We start from the raw sequence: 22,004 nt of genomic DNA, 5'->3' as shown, positions 1-22,004 counted from the left end.
AACGTGCCCGGGCCGGGGCAGCTGGGTTCCGGCGTGGTGCCGGTCCGTGCCGCGGTCTGTCTAGACTACGTCCTGAGCGGGAGGTGTCAACATGTTTCCTGACTAGGCGCTAATGTGTATCGCCGCAGGTCAGAAGCCACTTCATAGGTAAGTAGACGTACTAATTTTTTTCGGGGGCCTAGCTAAAATCGGCTGCCCGGTACAGCTCGGTCCCCAGGTGGACGGTCTGCAGGCAGCGCGGCAGCTGCTCGGTGTCCAGTGCGGGCAACAGCGGAGTGCCGGCACGCGGATCGGTGCTCCAGGAAGCTACCGATGCATCCGGGGTCTGCACCATCAGCTCATCGGCCTCCCACACGGCGAAGGAGGCCGGCGTACCCGGAGCGAGCTGCCCGAGCATGGGATTGCCGGTTCCTGCGGCACGCCAGCCTGCACGCGTATGCGCAATGAACGCTGCACGGGCGGAGATGCGCTGTGCGGGATTGTTGTGCATGACTGCAGCGCGGACGGCGCGCCACGGATCGAGGGCCGTTACCGGGGCATCGGAGCCGAAGACGACGGGGACGCCGGCGGAGAACAGAGACGCGAACCGGTTCATTGCCGTGCTGCGCTCCCCCAGCCGCTGGGCGTACATGCCGCCCTCGTTGCCCCAGAGCGCGTCAAAGGCAGGCTGCATGCTCGCAGTGGTCCCGAACCGGACCAGGTCCGCAATGGCTGAGTCGTCACTGAGCTCAAGGTGCTCCAGCCGGTGGTGTGCGGCACGGATGGCCGGCTCGCCAACGGAAGCTGCCGCCAGGTCCAGTGCCTGGATGACGGTGTCCAGTCCGGCGTCGCCGATGACATGGAAACCCGCCTGCAGGCCCGCCCGCGTTGCGAGTTCCACGTGCCTGGCTGCCTGCTCCGCGCTGAGGTACAGGCTGCCCTCCGTCTCCGGAGCGTCAGCGTAGGGTGCGCGCAGCGAAGCCGTCCGCGCACCGATGGAACCGTCAATGTTCAGGTCCCCGGCCAGCCCCAGCAGGCGGCCGTCGAAGGAGGAAACAATCTCCGCGAGTTCGGACTCGCTCTGCGCCAGCTGGCCCCAGTACGGCAGCACCTGCGGTGACGGTGCCTCGCCGAGGCTGCCTTCAAGTCCCAGGAGCTGCCGGAGGTCCTCTGCCGGAGCAATATGCGGGGCGGCCATCTCTGCCACGGCAACAATTCCCTGCGAAGCGGCGAGGTCCAGGGCCGCGCGCTGGTAGCGGGCCCGCTCGGTCAGGGAGAGGCTGCGGGAGACGGTACGCGCAGTTTCGTGCGCATCCCGGATTACAAAGCCGTCCTCCCAGCCGTCCCGTGCCGAGAGCCCAAGTTCGGCGGCAAGGGTGCCGGACACCACCGCGCAGTGCACATCTGCGCGTGCCAGGTAAACGCTGCGGTTCCCCGATGCCCGGTCCAGTTCAGCGGCGGTAGGCACGCGGCGGTCGGGCCAGCCGGACTCGTCCCAGCCGTGCCCAATAATCAGGCCGGTCGTTCGCCCAGCCTCGGCCGCCACGGCGTCCAGCATCTCGGCCAGGCTTCGCACACCGGAGAGGTCCACTGACGAGGCCGCCAGTCCGGTCTCCGTCAGGTGGACGTGGGAATCCACGAAGCCGGGGGCTACCAGCGCACCCTGCAGGTCCACCACCTGCATCTTGTCATCCTGGATGGAAGTGGCTGCCTGCTCTGAACCGACCCAGGCGACTGTGCCGCCGTCCACCAGCATGGCCGTGGCGAAGGGATCTGCTGAGCTGTAGACCGAACCGTTGCGGTAAAGGGTCAGGGCATTGGCCGGGGCCGTGCTGTTCAAGGACTCACCTGTTCTGTGGTTTGTTTCGAGGTTCTCGTGGAAGGGAACGCAGACGGGCCGGAAGTTATTCACTCACTGCGGAGTAGGCGACGACTCCGCGCTTGATCAGGTCGATTGCTTCACGGCAGCGCCGGCGCAGGTCGGTGGAAATATCCGGAACCTTGGCCAGCTGGTCGATCAGGTCGATGACCTGCTTGGACCACCTGACGAAGTCGCCGGCAGCCAGCTCGGTGCCGTTCAGCGCCACCTGCAGGTGCTTGCCCCGGACCCACTTGTACATTGGCCACACCAGGCCCAGTTCCGGTTCGCCCGTGACGGGGAGCTTATCCGCTTCCTCCAGGTCCGTCAGCTCGGACCACTGCCGGATGAGGATGTCCACGGCTCCGTCCAGGACGGCGCTGGGCATCTTCGGGCGCAGGCCCCGTTCTTCCCGCTTGGGCTGGTACACCAGTGCGGTGGCGAGGCAGGCCAGCTCGACGGCGTCGACGTCGTCGAAGGCCCCGTTCTCCAGGCCGAGGGCGGCCAGCAGGTCCTTCTCGCCGTAAATTCGACGAAGCTTGCTGCCGGCGGAGGTAACCTTCAGGGCGTCCTCTCCGTCCGACGCAACGTAGCCGTAGTGTTCCAGGACTGAGCTGACGCGGTCGAAGGTCTTCGCGATCGTGTTGGTACGGCCGCGGATTTGCGCCGCGAGGTTGTCTGTTTCGCGGCGCAGCTTCCACCAGCGTTCGGCCCAGCGGGCATGGTCCTCACGGTCGCTGCAGCCGTGGCAGGGGTGGGCGCGCATCTTGCGGCGCAGCTCGGCTATGGCCTGTTCCTGCCGGTCGGTGCCACCGGCGTGCAGGGATGCGCCGCGGGTGCCTGCTGGACGCGGCGGACGGTGCTCCCGCAGCGCGTTGCGCAGGGACGCGGCCAGGTCCCGGCGGTCCTTGGGGCTCCGGGCGTTGAAGGACTTCGGGATGCGGATTTGGGACACCACATTCACGGCGCCGTCCAGGTCCTGGACGTGCAGGCGGCGCAGCTGCTTGTCCTCGGTCAGGATGGCCGGGCGTGGATCGCGGGCACCGGAGTCTGTGGAGAGCACCACCGCGTGGCCCGGGTTCCGCCCGCCGGGGATGTCCACGACGTCGCCGGGACGAAGAGTTTCCAGGGACGCGGCGGCAGCGCTGCGCTGGCTTCGTGCCCTGGACCGCGACGCATTGTGCTCCAGGTCCGAAAGCTGGCGCCGCAGCGCGGCGTACTCGGTGAAGTCTCCCAGATGGCAGGTCATTGCCTTCTCGTAGCCGGCCAGGGATTCCTCGCGTGAGCGGACCTGGCGGGCCAGGCCCACCACCGAACGGTCGGCCTGGAACTGGGCAAAGGACGATTCAAGGATCTCCCGCGCACGGTCCCGGCCGAACTGGGCGATCAGGTTGATGCTCATGTTGTAGGTGGGGCGGAAGGATGAGTTCAGCGGATACGTCCGGCGGGACGCGAGCCCGGCTACAGCCGCGGGATCAGTGCCCGGCTGCCAGAGCACCACGGCGTGGCCTTCGACGTCGATTCCGCGCCGGCCCGCGCGCCCCGTGAGCTGGGTGTACTCCCCTGCCGTCACATCGACGTGGGCTTCCCCGTTGAATTTGTCCAGCTTCTCCAGGACCACTGAGCGTGCGGGCATGTTGACGCCCAGGGCCAGGGTTTCAGTCGCGAACACCGCCCGTACCAGGCCGGCAGCGAAGAGCTTCTCCACTACTTCCTTGAAAGTCGGCAGCATCCCGGCGTGGTGGGCGGCAAAACCACGGATCAGCCCTTCACGCCAGGTCCAGAAGCCCAGGACTTCCAGGTCATCCTCGGGGATGTCCCGGGCGGCCTGATCCACGGTCCTGGCGATGACCTGGCGCTCCGCCTCACTGGTGAGGGTCAGGCCGGAATCCACGCACTGGCGGACAGCGCCGTCACAGGCGTTCCGGGAAAAAATGAAGGTGATGGCCGGAAGCAGTCCCCGCTTGTCCAGCTGGCTGATCACCTGCGGGCGGGACGCCCTCGGGGTACGGGTCAGAGCGTTGGAGCCGGACGGCCCGCGGCGGGCATTGGCGGGCTTGCGGCCGCCCGGACCGGACCGCGGCCCGGACCACCGGCCGCGCTGGTTCAGCCGCGACTCGCTGCGGGCCAGCTCCTGCAGTTCGGGGTTGACCTTGACCTTGCCTCCGGAGCCGGACGGTCCGGCATCGGCACCGGCCGTCTCGTCAAAGGACACGTCAGTGGCGAACAGGTCCAGGATGTCCCGGCCAACCATCACGTGCTGCCAGAGCGGCACCGGACGGTGTTCGGTCACGACGACGTCGGTATCACCGCGCACTGTGTCCAGCCAGGCGCCGAACTCCTCGGCGTTGGACACGGTGGCGCTCAGCGAGACGAGCTGGACGTCGGAACCCAGGTGGATGATGACTTCTTCCCAGACGGCGCCGCGGAAACGGTCGGCGAGGTAGTGCACCTCGTCCATCACCACGTAGCCGAGGTCATCCAGGGTGTCCGAGTTCGCGTAGAGCATGTTGCGAAGCACCTCGGTGGTCATCACGACGACGGGCGCGTCCGGATTGATGCTGGTGTCTCCGGTGAGCAGGCCTACGTTTTCAGCGCCGTAGGACGCGGAGAGTTCCGTGTACTTCTGGTTGCTCAGGGCCTTGATCGGCGTGGTGTAGAACGCCTTTAGCCCGCGTTCGAGGGCCATGTAAACGGCGAACTCCCCCACCACGGTCTTTCCGGCACCGGTCGGGGCGGCAACCAGGACGCCGCGGCCTGCCTCCACCGAGCGGCACGCCTCGAGCTGGAAGGGATCAAGCTCGAATCCCAGGGACTGCTCGAAGACTCCCAGACGGGTACGTGCGTGGCCGGTGCGTTCCTTGGCGGCGAGATACCGTTCAGACGGGGAAGTCATATCTCCAGCCTAGACGCTCCGGCGAGCGTCTTCGTCCTGCCGGCTGCGGGTACCGGCCCCGAGCGAAGCACGGAACCGCTCCCCCCCCCCCCCCCCGGGGGGCCGGGGCAGCTACGCGTCCGGGAGGACCGATGCCTTGTCCGCCTCGGCCTCGACGGCGGCTTCACGCGCTGCACTGCGCCGTGCCCGCCGTTTGTCATTGATGAAGCACAGGCCCGCCGCTACGGCGAAGAGCACCAGCAGCGGCGCCGCAAGGTAGAACATGCTCAGCGCGTCTCCGCCCGGCGCTGCCATGGCAGCGAAGAGGCAGATGATGAAGACCGTGATCCGCCAGTACTTCACGATTGTCCTGCCGCTGAGCAGGCCCAGGAGGTTCAGCCCGACCATGACCACCGGGATCAGGAAGGCAATGCCGAATGCCAGCAGCAGCCTCAGGACGAAGGCCAGGTACACCGAGGCGGTGATGACGTTCGCTGCACCTTCCGGCGTGAAATCAGTGAGGACGCCGACGGCGTTGGGCAGGATCAGCCACGCCAGGTACACGCCAGCCAGGAACAGCGGAACTGCGGCGGAAAGGAAGCCCAGGGCAGCGCGCCGTTCCTTGGTCTTCAGGCCAGGCGTGATGAAGGCCCAGAGCTGGTAGAGCCAGAAGGGGCTCGAAACCAGCACGCCAATGAACACGGAGACCTGGATCATCTGGTCGAACGATGTAGCCACACCGTCGAAGTTGATGGTCGCCAGCCGGCCCTGTTCCTCGGAGAGTTCCCGCACCGGGCGCGTCAGTTCGTTGAAGACGGGCATGTAGAGGAAGAACCCGCCTACGGTGCCCAGGACCACCGCGATGGCAGCCTTGAACAGCCGGTTGCGGAACTCCTTCAGATGCTCCTTGAGGGCCATCCGCCCTTCAGGGTTGGATTTGCGCCCCCGTTTCAGCGCCACAGCCGCTACGGGTTGGCGGGCGGGTTACCGCTGCCGGTATGGGGCCCGGAAGGCGGCGTGTGTCCCGCGGCCGGTCCCTGCTGGCCCGTCGCCTGGCCGGGGTTGTTGACCACGCGGCCTTCGACCGGGTCGCCGTCAGCGGCGGAAGAGGTGTTCTCGTCCTTCATCTGGCGTACTTCTGACTTGAAGATACGCAGTGACTGCCCCACGCTCCGCGCAAGTCCCGGCAGCTTCGGAGCACCAAAGAGCAGGATCGCAATAACAATGATGATGACAATGTGCCAGCCTTCTAGGCGCATGCCGGTGTCCTTTCGTTTACGTGCATTTTATGTCAGAGCCCGGGAATGTCGCGCCAGGCCCGCGGTTGTCCGCGCAGGATCCGGCGCTGTACACGGCGTTCGCGCCGTGCTTCTTTCCTGGCTAGTTTGCCCTCGTCGTACCGGCGGCGTTCAGCCGCCGGATCTTCGAAGACCGCCGGCCGGAACTCCAGGGAAGTATCGGGCTGAACAGGTCCCGGGGCGAAGGACAGCCGGGCTCCGGCTGACTGGACTTCGCGCAGCACTGCCATGAACTTGCGGAAGAGCCGGTAGCCGATCAGGACATAGAGCAGCAGGGCAACCGCTGTAAGAGCAACCCATATCAGAATCCACGACCACCAAGGCATGCTTCCAGCATAGTGGAGGGTTCTGGGAAAGCAGTGTCAATGGCGGCGTGCCGAAACGGGGCTTCACCGGCTGTTCACGCGTAGTTCGCTGCCGCTGCGGACAACCAGGCGGCGGTTTCGTCCCGCAGTGCGGCAGGTTCCAGGACCGCCGCTGATCCGCGCAGACGTGCAATGAAACCCGGAATCCAGCCGGTGCTGGCCGTCCGCAGCACCACGGCCTGGCCGCCGTCGGGCAGCTGGGCGCGCTTCTCGGCGTGGTAGGCGTCGGCGACCCAGGAAGCGTCCGGGAGAAGGCGGATTGTGACAAACTCGTCGGACTCCCCCGGGGTGAAAAGACTGGACGGGAACTGTGCATCCGGTTGCGGAAGCCCGGTTGCGGCTTTCCCGCTGTCCGTCGCTGACAGGATTCTGTCCACCCGGAAGAACCGTCCTGCCTGGGCCCGGTGGCACCACGCGTCCAGGTACCACGTGTTGTTGTCGGAGAAGATGCGTCGCGGATCGACAACCCTTTCGGAGACTTCGTCCCGGCTCGGCACGACGTAGCGGATTGTCAGGCTCCTGGCACCGGTGACGGCTTGCTGGAGCTCAGTGAGCAGATCCGGCGGCGTGCCGGCCGGCAGGAGTTCTGCCGCGAGAGAGGTGCCGGCGGCAGCCGCAGTCCCGGCAGCCTCGGTGAGCTTGGCATGGGCCGAGGCGACGGCGTCCGTGGGGGCGGCGCCGGGCAGCGCAGCCAGGGTATCCAGGCCTACTACCAGGGCTGCGGCTTCGTCCATGGAGAGGCGTACCGGCTGGGAGAGGTTCTCCGCGTTATCGATGTAGATGTCCCCGGTCTCGAAGTTCACGTCCATCAGGCCGTTCGGGTAGTACCGTGGTCCGCTCACGAAGAGCAGGTTCAGGTCCGAGGCCAGCTGCTCCTGGCTGATACCGAACCGGTCGGCGGTTTCCGCCATTCCGGCTCCCTGGTTGGCCAGGATGTAGGGAACCAGGTCCAGGAGCCGGCTGAGGCGCTCCTGCGCCCCGGCGGTCTTGGCGGCCGTTCCGCGCGCCGCTGCTGCCGGGACGTATTCCGGAACCGGTTCCGCCTGGAACTTTTGGGCCTGGTCCAGTGCCGCGGAAACGGCGTCCCTGAGTTCGGGCGGATGGACTGCGCGTGCAGCAGTACCCAGGGCAGCGGCGTCGGACGCCAGGGACTCCAGGTCCGTGACTGCGAACCAGAGGCGGTCCCATCCGGCTGGCGGTTCCGCCAGGCCCGCGGCTGGATCGGCGTCGCCGCCGGCGCGGAGACGGAGTTCGGCGCCTGCGCCGGACTGGACATCCACTGCAGCCGAACGGGGGGCAAAAACGTGGTCCAGGGAAGCCAGCGACGCATGGATGTCGAAGTCCGGCGGAACACTGTAGTTTCCCCTTCCGGCCTGAACTGCGGTGGTCATGCGGGAGAGCCGGAACCACCGTTCTGCGTTCCTGCCGGTGTCCCAGCCAACCAGGTACCAGTGGCCGTAGCGGGAGCCCATGCCCCAGGGCTGGACGCTTCGCGTCGATTCCTCGCCGGCGGATGCCCGGTAGCCGAAGGAGATCGGGGTCCGGTCCGTAACGGCACGGAAGACCTTGGCGAAGTTTGGGTCCGATGTCCGGATCGCCGGATGAACCGGGCTGGATGCTGCGTCTTCGGCCAGGACACCGCGGGCGCGGAGCTTGCGGAGCGCCCGTGCCGCGGCTGATCCAAGAGCCGCCTGCTCCCACATCTGGGCCGCCAGGGCCAGCACGGCCGATTCGGCGGGTGTGAAGGAAACTTCGGGCAGCCGGTACTCCTCGCTGCGGATGCGGTAGCGCTGCAGCGAGTTGTCCTGCTCGTAGAGCGGGTCTTCGCCGTAGGACTCCACCGGAATGCCCTGCTCGCGCAGGAAGGCCTTGTCCCGGTCGAAGAGCTTCTCACGGGCTTCAAGCGATGCTGCCTCGGAGTAGAGCTCGATTTCCTCGAACAGTTCGGCCTTGGTGAACCCGCGCCGGGAAGAGAGCAGGGCTATGACAAGGTTCAGCAGGCGTTCGGTGCGTTGTTCGGCTGGTTTCGGAGACACACGGCTAATCTACAGCCGTTGGCGCCCGAAGCGCGCAAAGGGCGGCCCTCCGGTGGCATGCTGACCGGAGGGCCGCCCTGTAGCGAGCGGGGTTTTCCCTGCTAGCGGACCCCGAGCAGGTCCACGACGAAGATGAGGGACTCGCCCGGCGCGATTGCCGAGCCGGCTCCCCTGTCGCCGTACGCCATGTGGGAAGGGATCTCGAGCCGGCGGCGTCCGCCGACCTTCATGCCCAGCAGGCCCTGGTCCCAGCCCTGGATGACCTGGCCGATGCCGACCGTGAAGTCCAGCGGGGCGCCGCGGTTCCAGGACGCATCAAACTCTTCACCGGTGGAAAAGGCCACGCCCACGTAGTGGGTTGAGACGGTATCTCCGGGCTTTGCCTCGGCTCCGTCACCGACAATGAGGTCTTCGATGACGAGTTCCGTCGGGGCATCGTGCTCCGGGAAATCGATCTCCGGCTTCTGGCGGTCGTACTCGCGCTTTCCGAATGACATGGGACTCCTTCGTTTTGGGACTGCCAGCAATCTTATCCGGATTATCCGGCTACTTGGCCTCGAGGATGTCGACGACGAAGACCAGGGTTTCGTTCTGGAGTTCGTTGCCCTCGGAGGAACCGTAGGCGGTGGCCGGCGGCGCCACGATCAGGACCTGGGATCCGACCGTCTTGCCGGCAAGGCCGTCGGTCCAGGCGGAGATGACCTGGTTCAGTCCGAAGGAGGTGGGGGCGCCGCGTTCCCAGCTGGAGTCGAAGACGGAACCGTCGGACCACTTCACGCCGTGGTACTGGACGGTCACGGTGTCGTCGGCTTCCACGACCTTGCCGTCGCCCTTCTTCAGTTCCTGGGCGATGAGCTCGGTGGGTGCGTCGGTGTCAGGGACGGTGATGGTCGGCTTGCCGTCGTCATCCAGTGTCACGGTGGGCTGGCCCTCGACCGGGTCGACGTCGGTGCCCCAGGCACGGGTGGGAATGTCCCGGGCGTCGGTCAGCGTGAAGACGATGAACTGCGTGGCAGTGCCGGCCTCCTCGTTGCCGGGAACGTAGTAGGCGAAGTCGGATCCGACCGGGGCGCCAACGAGGGCGCTGTACATCTGCTCGTTGCCCTGCTTGAGGGTCTCATCCACGGCAATGTCTTCAGCGGTTTCCGCGGTGTAGGTTTCCTGGCCCGCTTCGCCGCTTTCGGGGTCCATGACCACGAGCCGCACGGAAGCGGTCTGGCCGTCAACCAGTTCAGCGCCGTCGCCGTCGTTCACCCGAACCAGGGTCGGTTCCTCCGCAGTGAGGGGCGTGTCAAACTCCACCGTGGGGACGGAGCCGTCACCGTTGGAGGTGACCTTGACGGAGGAGAGCGGATCGCTGCTGCCGTCCCCGGAGCATGCGGTGAGCAGCAGGAGCGCGGGCAGGAGCAGGGCTAGTACTTTTCGCACAGTACTTCTTTCAGTGGCGGACAAATGTCTTCTGCCGGCAGCATGCGGGAACGGATGTGCCCGCACCCTCTCCGGGCAGCAAGACCAACCCTAACGCCTCCACCTGAAAGGAGCCTAGATTCGCTCCGGGGCTGCCCGGGCGGCCAGCCGGCTCACAGAGTGGACAGCAGTGCCTCCACTCTTTCATCCACCGCGGCGAACGGGTCCTTGCACAGGACGGTCTGCTGGGCCCGGTCATTGAGCTTCAGGTGGACCCAGTCCACGGTGAAGTCGCGGTTGGCGGCCTTGGCCCGGCGTACGAAGTCCCCGCGCAGCTTGGCACGCGTACTCTGCGGCGGCACGTCCACGGCCTCCTTGACCGCGCTGTCCTCCACCACCCTGGCCGTTTCACCGCGCGACTGCAGCAGGTAGAACAGACCGCGGCGGCGCGAAATGTCGTGGTACGTGAGGTCTATCTGGGCCAGGCGGGGCGAACCCATGTCCAGTCCTCCCCGTTCCGCGTACCGGTCCACCAGCTTCTTCTTGATGGCCCAGTCGATTTCAGTGTCGATGCCCGAAGTGTCCCCGGACTCCACGGCGTCCAGCGTCCGCTCCCACAGGTCCAGCACCCTCGGCACGTGCCGGTTGTGCGGGCCGTTGTCCCGGACGAAGTCCTGCACCCGTTCCAGGTAGATGCGCTGGAGTTCGAGGGCCGTCATGGTGGAACCGTTGGCCAGCTTGAGCGGTGCCGAACCGGTGAGGTCGTGGGAAATCTCGCGGATACTGCGGATCGGGTTCTCGAGGCGCAGGTCCCGCATGATGACCCCGGCTTCGATCATGCGCAGCATGAGGTCTACGGAGCCGATCTTGAGCATGGAGGTGGTCTCGGACATGTTCGAATCCCCGGCGATCACGTGCAGGCGCCGGTAGTGCTCGGCGTCGGCATGCGGTTCGTCCCGGGTGTTGATGATGGGCCGCGACCGCGTCGTGGCTGATGACACGCCTTCCCAGATGTGGTCTGCCCGCTGGGAGAACGCGTAGAGGGAACCTGACTGGGTCCGCAGCACCTTGCCGGCGCCGACCAGCAGCTGGCGCGTGACCAGGAACGGGATCAGGATGTCCGCCAGCCGGGAGAATTCGAGGCGCCGCGGAATGAGGTAGTTCTCATGGCTGCCGTAGGAGTTCCCCGCCGAGTCGGTGTTGTTCTTGAAGAGATACACGCTGCCGTTGAACCCCTCGGCGGCAAGGCGTTCCTCCGCCTCTTCCACCAGGTCGTTCAGGATCAGCTCTCCGGCGCGGTCATGGGCGATGAGCTGCGCCAGGTCATCGCACTCGGCAGTCGCGTACTCCGGATGGGACCCTACATCCAGGTAAAGCCTGGAGCCGTTGGTGAGGAAGACGTTTGAGGAACGCCCCCAGCTCACCACCTTCCGGAACAGGTAGCGGGCAACCTCTTCCGGTGAGAGCGGCCGAGAATCCGGACCGGAGTAGGCAATGCCGAATTCGGTTTCGACGCCGAAGATCCTGCGTTCCATCAGTCTCCTTCCGCGCTGGACAGCAAACGGTCCAGCTCGACGGTCCCTATCCTGCGGAACGCCCTGACGGTTCCCCGGGTCGACAGCGGATCACGGTCCAGGACCGCGACTTCCAGCAGGCCGGCACCGAGGACTTCCGTTCCCTGCGCCGGGTCCTGTGCCGCCTGGACGGCCTCTGCCGCCTGCCCGGATGTGCCCTCCGGCGGCTGGCGAGTCGCGGAAAGCGCCCGTACGGCCACCCTGATGGCTTCATGGAAGGTGGTGTCCGGAGACCAGGTGCGCGCGAGTGAGTCGTTGACCACCTCGGCCTGCCCGCCCATCACCACGTAGTTGCTTTCATCCGCTATCGAACCGTCATAGGTGAGGCGGTACAGATGGTCCGCGTAGGGCTCCTTGCCTACTTCAGCCACAGCCAGCTCAACCTCGAACGGCTTGCCGTCCGCGGTGAAGACGGAGCCCAGGCTCTGGGCGTAGACACTGGCCAGCCCCCGGGCCGTAACGTCCTCCCGCGCGTAGGAGTAGCCGCGGACATCCGCGTACCGCACCCCCGCCTGGCGAAGGCTTTCGAACTCGTTGTACTTCCCGACGGCGGCGAAACCGATCCGGTCGTAGATCTCGCCGAGCTTGTGCAGTGACGGCGAGGGGTTCTCCGCCACGAAGGCGATCCCGTCGCGGCAGGTCAAAACCACCACTGACCGGCCCCGGGCGATTCCCTTGCGGGCAAAATCGGCCCGGTCCTTCATGAGCTGCTCGGGCGAGACGTAGAACTGCTGTGTCATCTCCTACGCCTCCCGTCCGGCGGCTGAGCGGCGGGAGACCAGGTCCTCGGCGAGCTGGTGCAGTTCGCGTTCGGGGATCTCCCGCATGCCGGCGGAGTTGACCACGTAGACCACGGGCCACAACTGGCGGACCAGGTCCGGCCCGCCCGTGGCGGAATCGTCGTCCGCCGCGTCATAAAGGGATTCGACGGCGATCCGCACCGCTTCGTCCTGGTCCAGCCCGGGGCGCCAGAGTTTCTTGAGGGCCCCCCGCGCGAAGACCGAGCCGGATCCCACGCTGTGGTGTTCGTACTCCTCGTACCGTCCGCCGGTCACGTCGTAGGAGAACATGCGTCCGGTGTGCCGTTCGAGGTCGAAGCCGGCAAAGAGCGGGATGACCGCCAGGCCCTGGAGTGCCAGCGGAAGGTTTTGGCGGACCATTGCCGCGAGCCGGTTGGACTTGCCGTCCAGGCTCATCGGTGTGCCCTCGATCTTTTCGTAATGCTCCAGTTCAACCTGGAAGAGCCGGATCATGTCCAGCGCCAGTCCTGCGGTTCCGGCGATGCCCAGCACTGAATAGCTGTCCGCCGGAAAAACCTTGCGGATGTGCCGGCTGGCGATCATGTTTCCCATGGTTGCCCGCCGGTCCCCTGCCATGAGGACGCCGCCGGCGTACGTCAGGGAAACGATGGTGGTGGCCTGGGGCGCAGCGGCGGATGCCGATCCTGCGGGAGCTGTTCCGAGCCTGCGCGCCGAAGGCAGCAGCTCCGGGTGGTGGCGGCTGAGGTGTTCGCTGAAGGATGAGCCCGCCTCCGCGGCCACCGTGTGTGCAGGATCCGTTGGCACCATCCCCTACTGACCGCCCTTCTGGATGAACCCGCGGACGAACTCTTCGGCGTTGTTCTCCAGCACGCCGTCAATCTCGTCCAGCAGGTCGTCGACACCTTCGGTCTGTGCCGAAGACTGCTCAGCCGGTTCGGCGGCGGGAGGAGCGGTCTCTTCGGTTTCCTCCACGTCCTGGGGACGTGCTCCGGTATTCCTGCGGTCCTGGGTTGCCATGATGCCTGCCCTTTCCGGCTCACGCCGTGCTGCGGAATGTGTCCTGGGTCCTATGGTGCCACGGTAGGTTCCGGACCGGTCAGCAGACGGGCCACAAAATCCTCCGCATCAGCGGAAACGTCAAACAGTTCACCCGTGAGTTCCCTCGTCCCCCGAAGCGGCTCCCGCGTGGGGATACGCTGCAGCCGGCGCCGGGACGGGAGCTCGAAGATGATCGAGTCCCAGCTGGCACCAATCACTTCGGCCGGGAACCGGGTGATGCACCGGCCGCGGAAATAGGCCCGGGTATCTTCCGGAGGCTCCGCCACGGCGGCCGCTATCTGCTCGTCCGTGAGGATCCGTTCCATCTGCCCGCGCGCGGCCAGGCGGTAATAGAGACCCTTCTCCGGGCGCATGTCCGAATACTGCAGGTCGATCAGGTTCAGCCGGGCATCGTTCCAGGCCAGCCCGTCGCGGTCCCGGTACGCCTGCAGCAGCCGGAGCTTCGCAACCCAGTCAACCTGGGCGGATGCAGCCATGGGGTCCCGTTTGAGGGTTCCCACCACAGATGTCCACCGGCTGAGGATGTCCTCCGTGGCGGCGTCGGCCCCGCCCTCCCTGCGAGCATGGGTGGCGGCGGCCTCGAGGTACATTTCCTGGAGGTCCAGGCCGGTGACGCTTCGGCCGTCCTTCAGCTCCACCAGCGCGGTAAGCGTCGGGTCGTGGCTGATGGCCTGCAGCGCGCCCACCGGGTCGCGGAGTTCGATCTGCGGAGCGGCTGCGTCCTCAATCAGGGACAGCACCGCGGACGTGGTTCCCATTTTCAGCAGTGCCGAAACTTCGCTGAGGTTGCCGTCGCCGATGATGACATGCAGGCGCCGGTACTTCTCCGCCACTGCATGCGGTTCGTCCCGGGTGTTGATGATCGGCCGCCGGATGGTGGTTTCGAGGCCCACTTCGGTTTCAAAGAAGTCTGCCCGCTGGCTCAGCTGGTAGCCCTGGCGCTGGTTGCTGGTCCCGATTCCCACGCGGCCGGAGCCGCAGATCACCTGCCGGGAAACGAAGAACGGCAGCAGGCCCGCCACCAGGCGGGTAAACGGAACGCTGCGCGGCACCAGGTAGTTCTCATGTGCGCCGTAGGAGACGCCCTTGTTGTCGGTGTTGTTCTTGTACAGGTGCACCGGCGCGAAGCCCGGGGTCCTGGCGATATGCCGCATGGCCGTCAGCACAACCGCGTCCCCCGCCTTGTCCCAAAGCACCGCGTCATGGGGATTGGTGGTCTCGGGCGAGGAGTATTCCGGGTGGGCGTGGTCCACGTACAGCCGTGCACCGTTTCCCAGCACCATGTTCATCAGCACCGAGTTGTCTTCCTGCTCCCCGTACAGGGCTGACGGTCCCCCGCCTTCCATCGCGATCTGCTCGGCGTCCAGCACGGGCGGTGCGTCCGTGAGCTGGGTGGGGTCCGCTGCCGTCCGGGGCACCGTGTATCCGCGGGCGTCGTTCAGCGGCGCTTCGTCCGTGTAGTCCCAGCGCGTGCCGGACAGGTTGCCCAATCCGGCACGGACGCTGGCGGCGTAGGCATTCACTACCTGGCTCGAAAGCACGGTGGCGTTGGCGTTCGGCAGGGCCGGAGCCAGTACGCCGTACTCGGTCTCCGTGCCCATCACCCTCCGGACCGTCACAGATACTGTCCCGGATTGGCTGCGGTCTCGATGGTCCGGCCCGGTTCCTGCCCCGCCTTGCCCTGGATGATCGTGCGGATGTAGGTGATGCGTTCGCCCTTCTTGCCGGAGATGCGTGCCCAGTCGTCCGGGTTGGTGGTGTTGGGCATGTCTTCGTGTTCGCGGAACTCGTCGACGACGGCGCGCATCAGGTGCTCGATGCGCAGGCCCCGCTGGTGCAGCATCAGGAAGTCCTTGATAGCGTATTTCTTGGCCCGGTCAACGACGTTCTGGATCACTGCCCCGGAATTGAAGTCCTTGAAGTAGAGCATTTCGGTGTCGCCGTTGGCGTAGGTGACTTCCAGGTACTCGTTGGACTTGTCCTCGGCGTACATCTTCTCCACGGTCCGCCGGATCATCTCCTTGACCGTAGCCACGGGGTCATACCCGTGCTCGGCGAGGTCATCGCGGTGCAGCGGGAGGTCCGGCGTGAGGTATTTGGCGAAGATTTCACCCGCGCCCTCGGCATCGGGGCGCATGATCTTGATCTTTACGTCCAGCCGACCGGGCCGGAGGATGGCCGGGTCGATCATGTCTTCCCGGTTGGAGGCGCCAATGACGATGACGTTCTCGAGTTTCTCAACCCCGTCGATCTCGCTCAGCAGCTGGGGAACAATCGTGGTTTCGACGTCGGAGGACACACCGGTGCCTCGGGTACGGAACAGTGAGTCCATTTCGTCGAAGAAGACGACGACGGGGCTCCCGTCCGATGCCTTCTCGCGGGCGCGGGAGAAGATCAGCCGGATGTGCCGCTCGGTCTCCCCCACATACTTGTCCAGCAGCTCCGGACCCTTGATGTTCAGGAAGTAGCTGCGTGTGCCGGGCGTGCCGGTCTGTTCCATGACGCGGGCTGCCAGGGAGTGCGCCACCGCCTTGGCAATCAGGGTCTTGCCGCACCCGGGAGGACCGTACAGCAGGATGCCCTTGGGGGCTTTCAGCCCGTGTTCCCTATACAGGTCCGGGTGCATGAAGGGCAGTTCCACTGCGTCGCGGATCTGCTCGATCTGCGGGCCAAGGCCGCCGATGTCCGAATAGGAAATATCCGGTACTTCTTCCAGGACCAGGTTTTCAACTTCGCTGCGCGGGATCTTCTCCAGCGCGTAGCCGATCCGGGTATCAACGGTGAGGGCGTCCCCCACGCGTATCCTTTCCTGAACCAGGGGGCCGTTGAGCCGGACCACCCGTTCGTCGTCGGCCCGCCCCACAACCAGGGCGCGGTCGCCGTCGAGCAGTTCCTGGACGGTGAAAAGCTCTCCAGCCTTTTCAAACCCGAGCCCCGCCACAACGGTCAGCGACTCGTTGAGCAGCACTTCCTGGCCCGGGACCAGCAATCCCAGGTCCAGCAGGGGGCTCACGGCTACCCGCAGCTTGCGGCCGGACTGGATGATGTCCACGCTCTCCTGAACCGTGGCCGCGGTAGTCACTCCCGGCGCGGCCTCGGACCGCGGATTGACGGCAATCACCGTCCCAAAACTGAACGGCGTGGCCCCCTCTTTCTCCAGGGCATCCTTGAGGCGCACGATCTCCGCCCGGGCCGTCTCCAGCATGGCCACGAGGCGGGCGTTGTTGTGGGTCAGCGCTGCGAGCTGGCGGTCCAGGTTCCGCAGCTTGTCCCGAAGAACGTTGAGCTGCCGTGATTCCTGGCCGTCAGTGCCGTATCCGCCGTCCATTCCGCCGCCCACCGGGGCCCCGCTGGTGTTTTCCGCATCAACCATTTTCCGACCGCCTTTATCGCTGTGGTCCCTTCGTTTGACGATAACGCAGTGACGCACGCAATACACCGGGGGCGGTCTCTTGAGTTGAGCCGCGGCCCGGATCAGGCGCCGGGTTAGCCCTGGGGGCCGTCGTCGGAGTGCTCTTCCTGGAAGCGTTCAGCCTTGGCCAGCGCGCCCCGCTGGACGGTGGAGCTGGCGTCCTTCGCTGCGCGGCGCAGCTTCTTGTCGGAGACCTCGCGCTCCCCCACGGCTGCAGGGGTCCAGGCGTTCAGGTCTTCCTGGCTGAAGTCGGTCTTGGAGGCGCGGCGCTTCGCCACCAGGCCGGTGGCTCCTTCGGCCAGGCGGCGGGCGGAGAGGAGGAATCCGGTGTGGGCCACCATGCGGTGGTCGGGGCGGACGGCCAGGCCTTCGAGGTGCCAGCCGCGGACCATCGACTCCCACCCTTCCGGTTCGGTGAACCGGCCGTCGGCCCGGATCGCCTCCGCGGTGCGGGAGAGCTGGGTGACAGTCGCGACGTAGGAAATCCAGACCCCGCCCGGTGCCAGCACGGTAGCCACCGCGTCGGTGCATTCCCAGGGCGCCAGCATGTCCAGTACCACGCGGTCCACGCTGCCCGGTTCCTGGGTGCGGACCACCTCGTCCTGGAAGTCGCCAAGCGTAATGTTCCAGGCCGGGTGCGGTCCGCCGAAGAAGGTCTCAACGTTGCCGCGGGCAATGTCCGCGAATTCCTCGCGGCGTTCGTAGGAGTGCAGGGATCCGTTGTCGCCCACCGCGCGGAGCAGGGAGATGCTGAGCGCGCCGGAGCCGACTCCGGCTTCCACGACGCGGGCACCGGGGTAAATGTCCGCCATCGTCACGATCTGGCCGGCATCCTTCGGATAGACGACGGCTGCACCGCGCGGCATGGACAGAACGAAGTCGGACAGCAGCGGGCGCAGCACCTGGTACTGGTGCCCGGTGGTGTTGGTGACGATGGTTCCCTCGGGGACACCGATAACCGCCTCATGCGGGAGGTAGCCGCGGTGGGTGTGGAATGCTCCGCCCTCGGTGAGGGTGATGGTGTTCCGGCGTCCTTTTTCGTCGGTGAGCTGGACGCGTTCACCGGGCCGCAGCGGTCCGCGGCGCATGTCGGCGCCGTGCGCGGCAGGGGTTTCGGGGGTACCCGGGTTGTTCATGAGTGGCTGTCCTTTAGTTTCTGACGGGCTTGTCTGGTCTGTCTGGCTGGTGCCTCAGGCGCGGCGGTTGGGTGTCCTGCCGGTGATGGCGGCTACCACGGTGTCCTGGCGCAGAAGGCCCACGACGGTGCCTTCGCGGTTGATGACTGCGTACTCGCTGCCTTCAAGCTTGGAGAGGTACGCAATGAGTTCCTGGCCGCTGGCGGCGTCCGGAACATAGGCGCCGGGCGCCAGTGCGCGGGCGACGGCGCTGGCCGGTGTCTGGCCCGAGAGGTGTTCCGGTACGGCGAAGAGGGCTCCTGCGTCCACCACGGCCTCCGGCTGCCCGGTGGGAGCCGTGAGGATGATTGCCGTACCAGGCCCGGCTGCTTCCGCCGCCTGGCGGACGTAGCTGACCGTTGCTGCGGCGGGGACCTGGGCTGCCGGTTCCATAAGGGCCGCGGCGGAAACCGACGGCAGGCGCATCCGCATCCGTGCATTGCTGATGGATGCCCCGGCCCCCATCCACAGGAACCCGGACACCACGGCCGTGATCAGCAGCAGGCCGAAGTCGGGAGTCCTGCCCTGGAGGAACGGGGGAACGATGATGGCCGCCGCCAGTGCGGCGGCGATGATCCGGCCGGCCCAGCCAGCGGCGAGCGTCCCGCGGTCCTGGCTTCCGGTTGCCTTCCAGACAATCGTCTCCACGATCCTGCCGCCGTCCAGGGGAAGCCCCGGTAGGACGTTGAAGATGGCCACCAGGAAGTTGGCCCACACGAAGATGTCCGCCAGCAGCCAGGACACGGTGCCCGGCTCCAGGAACACCAGCAGGCCGAGTCCCGCCACAGCGAGCAGGAAGTTTGCCGCCGGGCCGGCCAGTGCGACGACGAGGGACTTCCCCGGGGTGGCGCGGACATCGCCGAACTGGGTGTGCCCGCCCCACAGGGTCAGCACGATCCGCGGTGTTGGCCAGTTCCAGGCCTTCGCTGTGAGCGCGTGGGCGAGCTCATGCACCAGGACCGAGAACAGAAGCAGCAGCGCGTAGCCCAGTGCAACGCCGTAGGCGGCCGCAGTGCCGAGCCCGGAAACTGCCCCGGCGACCCGGGGGCCGAAGAGGAAAACGATCACCGCGGCGATGACGAACCAGGACCAGGCAAGGGTTACCGGGACTCCGCCGATTCTGCCCAGCGGAATGCCTTCGCTGCGCTGTTTCCGCGTTGGATCCTGGGTCAACGTGCCGCTCCTTCCCACGATGAGACCAGGGCTTCCAGGTCCCGGACACTCCGGCCTTCCAAGGTGTCCCATTGGATACGCCGAGGGTCTGCCGGAAGGGCGGTGATATGCGGAACGGCTACAGCGCACAATCCGGCCGCATGTGCCGAGGTATATCCCGGGTAGGAGTCTTCCAGCGCGGCACAACGCGCCTTGGACAGGCCGGGCACCTCTGCTGAAAGCTGGTCGAAGGCCAGCTGGTACGGGTCCGGGTGCGGTTTGCCGCGTTCGGTCATCTCTCCGGTCACGAGCAGCCGGAAGGTGCCCGCCGGGAGCTGCTCGGCGATGATCTGTGCCAGGAAGCGGGGAGACATGGTGACCATCGCGCAGGGAATTCCGGCCGTTGCCAGTTCTTCCAGGAGCTCGCGCGCGCCGGGGCGCCAGGGGACCTGCCGCCGAATGTGTACGGCCACAGCATCAGTGAGAGCCCCGATGACTCCCTCCACGGTGAGGCGCACCCCGGCCTGCTGGAGGCGCCGGGCCGAATACGGAAGCGCCTGCCCCACAGACTCGATGGCGTCCTCGTCGGTCCAGGTTCCGCCGTGCTGCCGCGCCAGGTCCTTCTCTGCCTGGATCCAGTACGGCTCGGTGTCCACGATCGTTCCGTCCAGGTCCCAGAACACGGCCTGCAGCGCAGGTGCGGGTCCGTCGGGCAGGACGGGAATTCCAGGCAGGGGCATAACGCCAGTCTACGGGGCGGGGCGCCGGATCCTCGCGCAGCGCCCGGGCTCCGGCGGCGCGCGGGACTGACAGTGCGCAGCGGGGGGCATAAGGTGAAATCGTGAGTTATACCGAAAATGGCCCGGCAGCAGGCCTCCAGGACTTCTTCGCCGGTGGAACCGGTGAACGGGTAACCGTGATGCTGGCTGCCTTCGAAGGCTGGAATGACGCCGGAGAAGCGGCGTCGGACGCCCTGAACTTCCTGTCGCTGTACTGGGACAGCGAGAAGATCGCCGGGATCGACGCCGACGAGTACTATGACTTCCAGTTCACTCGTCCGGCGATCGAGCGCACCACCTCCGGCAAGCGGCGCATCAAGTGGCCCACCACACGGATTTCGCGTGCAGAAGTGCCCGGGTCCAACCTGGACCTCATCCTGGTAACCGGCGTCGAGCCGTCATACAAGTGGCGGGCGTACACGGCAGAGCTGATCGGGCTGGCCAAAGAACTCGACGTCGACTGCCTCGTGCTGGCAGGCGCGCTTCTGGCGGACGTGCCGCACACGCGGCCCATTCCTGTCACCGCAACCTGCGAGGAAGAGGACCTGCGCGCCCATCTCGATGTTGAACCGTCAGAGTACGAGGGCCCGATTGGCATTGTGGGAGTCCTGGCCGAGGTGGCCGCGCTGGCGGACATCCCCACGCTTTCACTCTGGGCAGCAGTACCCCACTACGTAGGCCAGCCGCCGTCGCCCAAGGCACAGCTGGCCCTGCTGCACCGGATCGAAGAGCTCCTGCAGGTTCCCGTGGACACGTCGGTGCTCACCGAGGAAGCGGAAGCCTGGGAACGCGGAGTGGATGAACTCGCCACCGAGGATCCGGAGATCGCCGCCTATGTCCGGCAGCTGGAAGAAGCGAAGGACACTGCCGAGCTTCCCGAGGCAACCGGCGAATCGATTGCCAGGGAGTTCGAGCGCTACCTGAAGCGACGCCGCCGGGACTAGCTGTGGCGCGGTGCCGCCCGGTTGCCGGCACCGCACCTTCGCTAGCGGAGGGTAATGCCCAGCAGGGCGTCGAAGGCAGCTGCGGCCAGGTCCGCCCCGGAGCCGGCTGATGCCGCCGGTTCGGAGAGTGGAAGGCGTGCGGCCCATTCATCGGCGGCGGCCAGTGCCGCCGGTGCGTTCAGGTCATCGGCGAGGCAGAGCCGGAAGCGGCTGAGGAGATCCTCGGCGGCCTGGACGTCGGTGAGGGCCAGAGCCTGGCGGTAACGGCTGAGCCGTTCCTCGGAGCGCGCCAGGTCCCCGGCCGTCCAGAACCAGTCCGAACGGTAGTGGTGTCCGGCCAGGGTGAGTCGGATAGCCGCCGGGTCGACTCCCTCGGCACGCAGTTTCGAGACCAGCACCAGGTTGCCCAGGGACTTGCTCATCTTTTCCCCGTCCAGCCCTACCATGCCTGCGTGGGCGTAGTGCTCGGCCAGGGGTTCACCCGAGCAGGCCCAGGCGTGTCCGGCGCTCATTTCGTGGTGCGGGAAGACGAGGTCCGATCCCCCCGCCTGCACCGTGAACGGCGCGGGCAGGAACCGTCGGGCGATGACTGAGCACTCAATGTGCCAGCCGGGGCGTCCGTCACCAAGGGCGCCGCCGGGCCACTGCGGTTCGCCCGGGCGGGCCACCCGCCACAACAGGGCATCCAGGGGATTGCGCTTGCCGGGACGTTCCGGGTCTCCGCCGCGTTCGGCAAACACGGGCATCATTTGTTCCGGGGTCAGGTTTGACACCTGTCCAAGCCACCACGCGTCGCTGCCGTCCGCGGGCATTGCCGCGGCGGCGTCGACGGAGAAGTACACATCGCCGTCGGGCTCCTGGCCGGTGCCGGGAACACGGTAGGCGATGCCCCGCTCCAGGAGGTCTTCAACCACCGGAACGATCCATTCGATCGATTCGACGGCGCCGATGTAGCTGCGCGGCGCCAGCACGTTGAGGGCTTCCATGTCTTCCCGGAAGAGCTGCGTCTGTTCCTTGGCCAGGATGGTCCAGTCAACACCGGTGGCGTTCGCGCGCTCCAGGAGCGGATCGTCGATGTCCGTGACGTTCTGCACGTAGTTCACAGTGTGACCGGCGTCCCGCCACTGGCGGTTCAGCAGGTCGAACGCTGCGTAGGTTGCCGCATGGCCCATGTGGGTTGCGTCGTAGGGGGTAATTCCGCAGACATAAAGCCCGGCCTCGGGGCCCGGAGTCACGGGGACGGTGCGGCGCAGCGCTGTGTCGAAAAGGACCAGTTCCGGGGAATGTCCGGGCAGTTCGGGAAGGGGGCGGGAGTTCCAGGCGATCACGT

18 protein-coding genes and 1 pseudogene are annotated in these 22,004 nt (G+C 66.5%); 1 reads left to right on the top strand and 18 read right to left on the bottom strand.

Going from position 1 to position 22,004, the window contains the following annotated elements; all coding sequences use genetic code 11:
• Positions 1–178: 178 nt before the first annotated feature.
• The 17 genes and pseudogenes from GD628_RS09025 to GD628_RS08945 all read right to left on the bottom strand — a co-directional run bounded on the left by GD628_RS09025 (position 179) and on the right by GD628_RS08945 (position 19,691).
• Complete coding sequence (locus tag GD628_RS09025) at positions 179–1,819, bottom strand: amidohydrolase (RefSeq protein WP_226802449.1); 1,641 nt, start codon at positions 1,817–1,819, stop codon at positions 179–181.
• Between the two features lie 64 nt (positions 1,820–1,883).
• Positions 1,884–4,733, bottom strand: a complete 2,850-nt coding sequence (locus GD628_RS09020; protein ID WP_152274475.1) for a DEAD/DEAH box helicase — start codon at positions 4,731–4,733, stop codon at positions 1,884–1,886.
• Positions 4,734–4,844: 111 nt separating this feature from the next.
• Complete coding sequence (tatC, locus tag GD628_RS09015; RefSeq protein ID WP_193313231.1) at positions 4,845–5,630, bottom strand: twin-arginine translocase subunit TatC; 786 nt, start codon at positions 5,628–5,630, stop codon at positions 4,845–4,847.
• Positions 5,631–5,677: 47 nt separating this feature from the next.
• Positions 5,678–5,971 (bottom strand): Sec-independent protein translocase subunit TatA, encoded by a 294-nt coding sequence (tatA, locus tag GD628_RS09010; protein WP_091604797.1) that lies wholly within the window; start codon positions 5,969–5,971, stop codon positions 5,678–5,680.
• Between the two features lie 32 nt (positions 5,972–6,003).
• Positions 6,004–6,336: a hypothetical protein gene (locus GD628_RS09005; RefSeq protein ID WP_091604800.1), complete on the bottom strand. Its 333-nt coding sequence runs from the start codon at positions 6,334–6,336 to the stop codon at positions 6,004–6,006.
• Between the two features lie 74 nt (positions 6,337–6,410).
• Positions 6,411–8,411 (bottom strand): helix-turn-helix transcriptional regulator, encoded by a 2,001-nt coding sequence (locus GD628_RS09000; protein WP_152274473.1) that lies wholly within the window; start codon positions 8,409–8,411, stop codon positions 6,411–6,413.
• A 101-nt stretch (positions 8,412–8,512) separates the two neighbouring features.
• On the bottom strand, positions 8,513–8,908 hold the full coding sequence (locus GD628_RS08995) for an FKBP-type peptidyl-prolyl cis-trans isomerase (protein ID WP_091604806.1): 396 nt from the start codon (positions 8,906–8,908) through the stop codon (positions 8,513–8,515).
• 49 nt (positions 8,909–8,957) lie between these two features.
• Positions 8,958–9,839, bottom strand: coding sequence for an FKBP-type peptidyl-prolyl cis-trans isomerase (locus GD628_RS08990; protein WP_091604809.1), 882 nt, complete (start codon positions 9,837–9,839; stop codon positions 8,958–8,960).
• Between the two features lie 152 nt (positions 9,840–9,991).
• A complete protein-coding gene (gene pafA, locus GD628_RS08985; RefSeq protein WP_091604812.1) occupies positions 9,992–11,353 on the bottom strand; it encodes a Pup--protein ligase in 1,362 nt (453 codons plus the stop codon).
• On the bottom strand, positions 11,353–12,132 hold the full coding sequence (prcA, locus tag GD628_RS08980; protein WP_152274472.1) for a proteasome subunit alpha: 780 nt from the start codon (positions 12,130–12,132) through the stop codon (positions 11,353–11,355). The genes pafA and prcA overlap by 1 nt, the downstream gene beginning before the upstream one ends.
• A gap of 3 nt (positions 12,133–12,135) precedes the next feature.
• A complete protein-coding gene (gene prcB, locus GD628_RS08975; protein ID WP_091604818.1) occupies positions 12,136–12,960 on the bottom strand; it encodes a proteasome subunit beta in 825 nt (274 codons plus the stop codon).
• A 3-nt stretch (positions 12,961–12,963) separates the two neighbouring features.
• A complete protein-coding gene (locus tag GD628_RS08970; protein ID WP_152274471.1) occupies positions 12,964–13,170 on the bottom strand; it encodes a ubiquitin-like protein Pup in 207 nt (68 codons plus the stop codon).
• A gap of 50 nt (positions 13,171–13,220) precedes the next feature.
• Positions 13,221–14,813: a depupylase/deamidase Dop gene (dop, locus tag GD628_RS08965; RefSeq protein WP_091604823.1), complete on the bottom strand. Its 1,593-nt coding sequence runs from the start codon at positions 14,811–14,813 to the stop codon at positions 13,221–13,223.
• Positions 14,814–14,827: 14 nt separating this feature from the next.
• Positions 14,828–16,504 (bottom strand): annotated as a pseudogene (gene arc, locus GD628_RS08960) (proteasome ATPase); the annotation flags it as partial.
• Between the two features lie 194 nt (positions 16,505–16,698).
• Positions 16,699–17,760 (bottom strand): tRNA (adenine-N1)-methyltransferase, encoded by a 1,062-nt coding sequence (locus GD628_RS08955; protein ID WP_091604826.1) that lies wholly within the window; start codon positions 17,758–17,760, stop codon positions 16,699–16,701.
• Between the two features lie 54 nt (positions 17,761–17,814).
• The gene (locus GD628_RS08950; RefSeq protein WP_091604829.1) at positions 17,815–18,972 is read right to left on the bottom strand and encodes a site-2 protease family protein; all 1,158 of its coding nucleotides are present in this window, start codon (positions 18,970–18,972) and stop codon (positions 17,815–17,817) included.
• Positions 18,969–19,691, bottom strand: coding sequence for an HAD family hydrolase (locus GD628_RS08945; RefSeq protein WP_152274470.1), 723 nt, complete (start codon positions 19,689–19,691; stop codon positions 18,969–18,971). The genes GD628_RS08950 and GD628_RS08945 overlap by 4 nt, the downstream gene beginning before the upstream one ends.
• A gap of 101 nt (positions 19,692–19,792) precedes the next feature.
• Between GD628_RS08945 and GD628_RS08940 the strand changes: the two genes are divergently transcribed.
• Positions 19,793–20,674 carry a PAC2 family protein gene (locus tag GD628_RS08940; protein WP_226802448.1) on the top strand — a complete coding sequence of 294 codons (882 nt, stop codon included), beginning with the start codon at positions 19,793–19,795 and terminating at the stop codon, positions 20,672–20,674.
• Between the two features lie 41 nt (positions 20,675–20,715).
• Here the strand turns inward: GD628_RS08940 and mshC are convergent, their stop codons facing one another.
• Entirely contained in the window at positions 20,716–22,002 is a 1,287-nt protein-coding gene (mshC, locus tag GD628_RS08935) for a cysteine--1-D-myo-inosityl 2-amino-2-deoxy-alpha-D-glucopyranoside ligase (RefSeq protein ID WP_152274469.1), read from the bottom strand.
• Between the last annotated feature and the right edge of the window lie 2 nt (positions 22,003–22,004).

It is taken from the genome of Arthrobacter koreensis, assembly GCF_009193255.1.
In the GTDB taxonomy this organism is placed as follows: Bacteria; Actinomycetota; Actinomycetes; order Actinomycetales; family Micrococcaceae; genus Arthrobacter_B; species Arthrobacter_B koreensis.
Note: the sequence above shows the minus strand (reverse complement) of the source record. Positions and strands in the feature narration are given on the sequence as shown.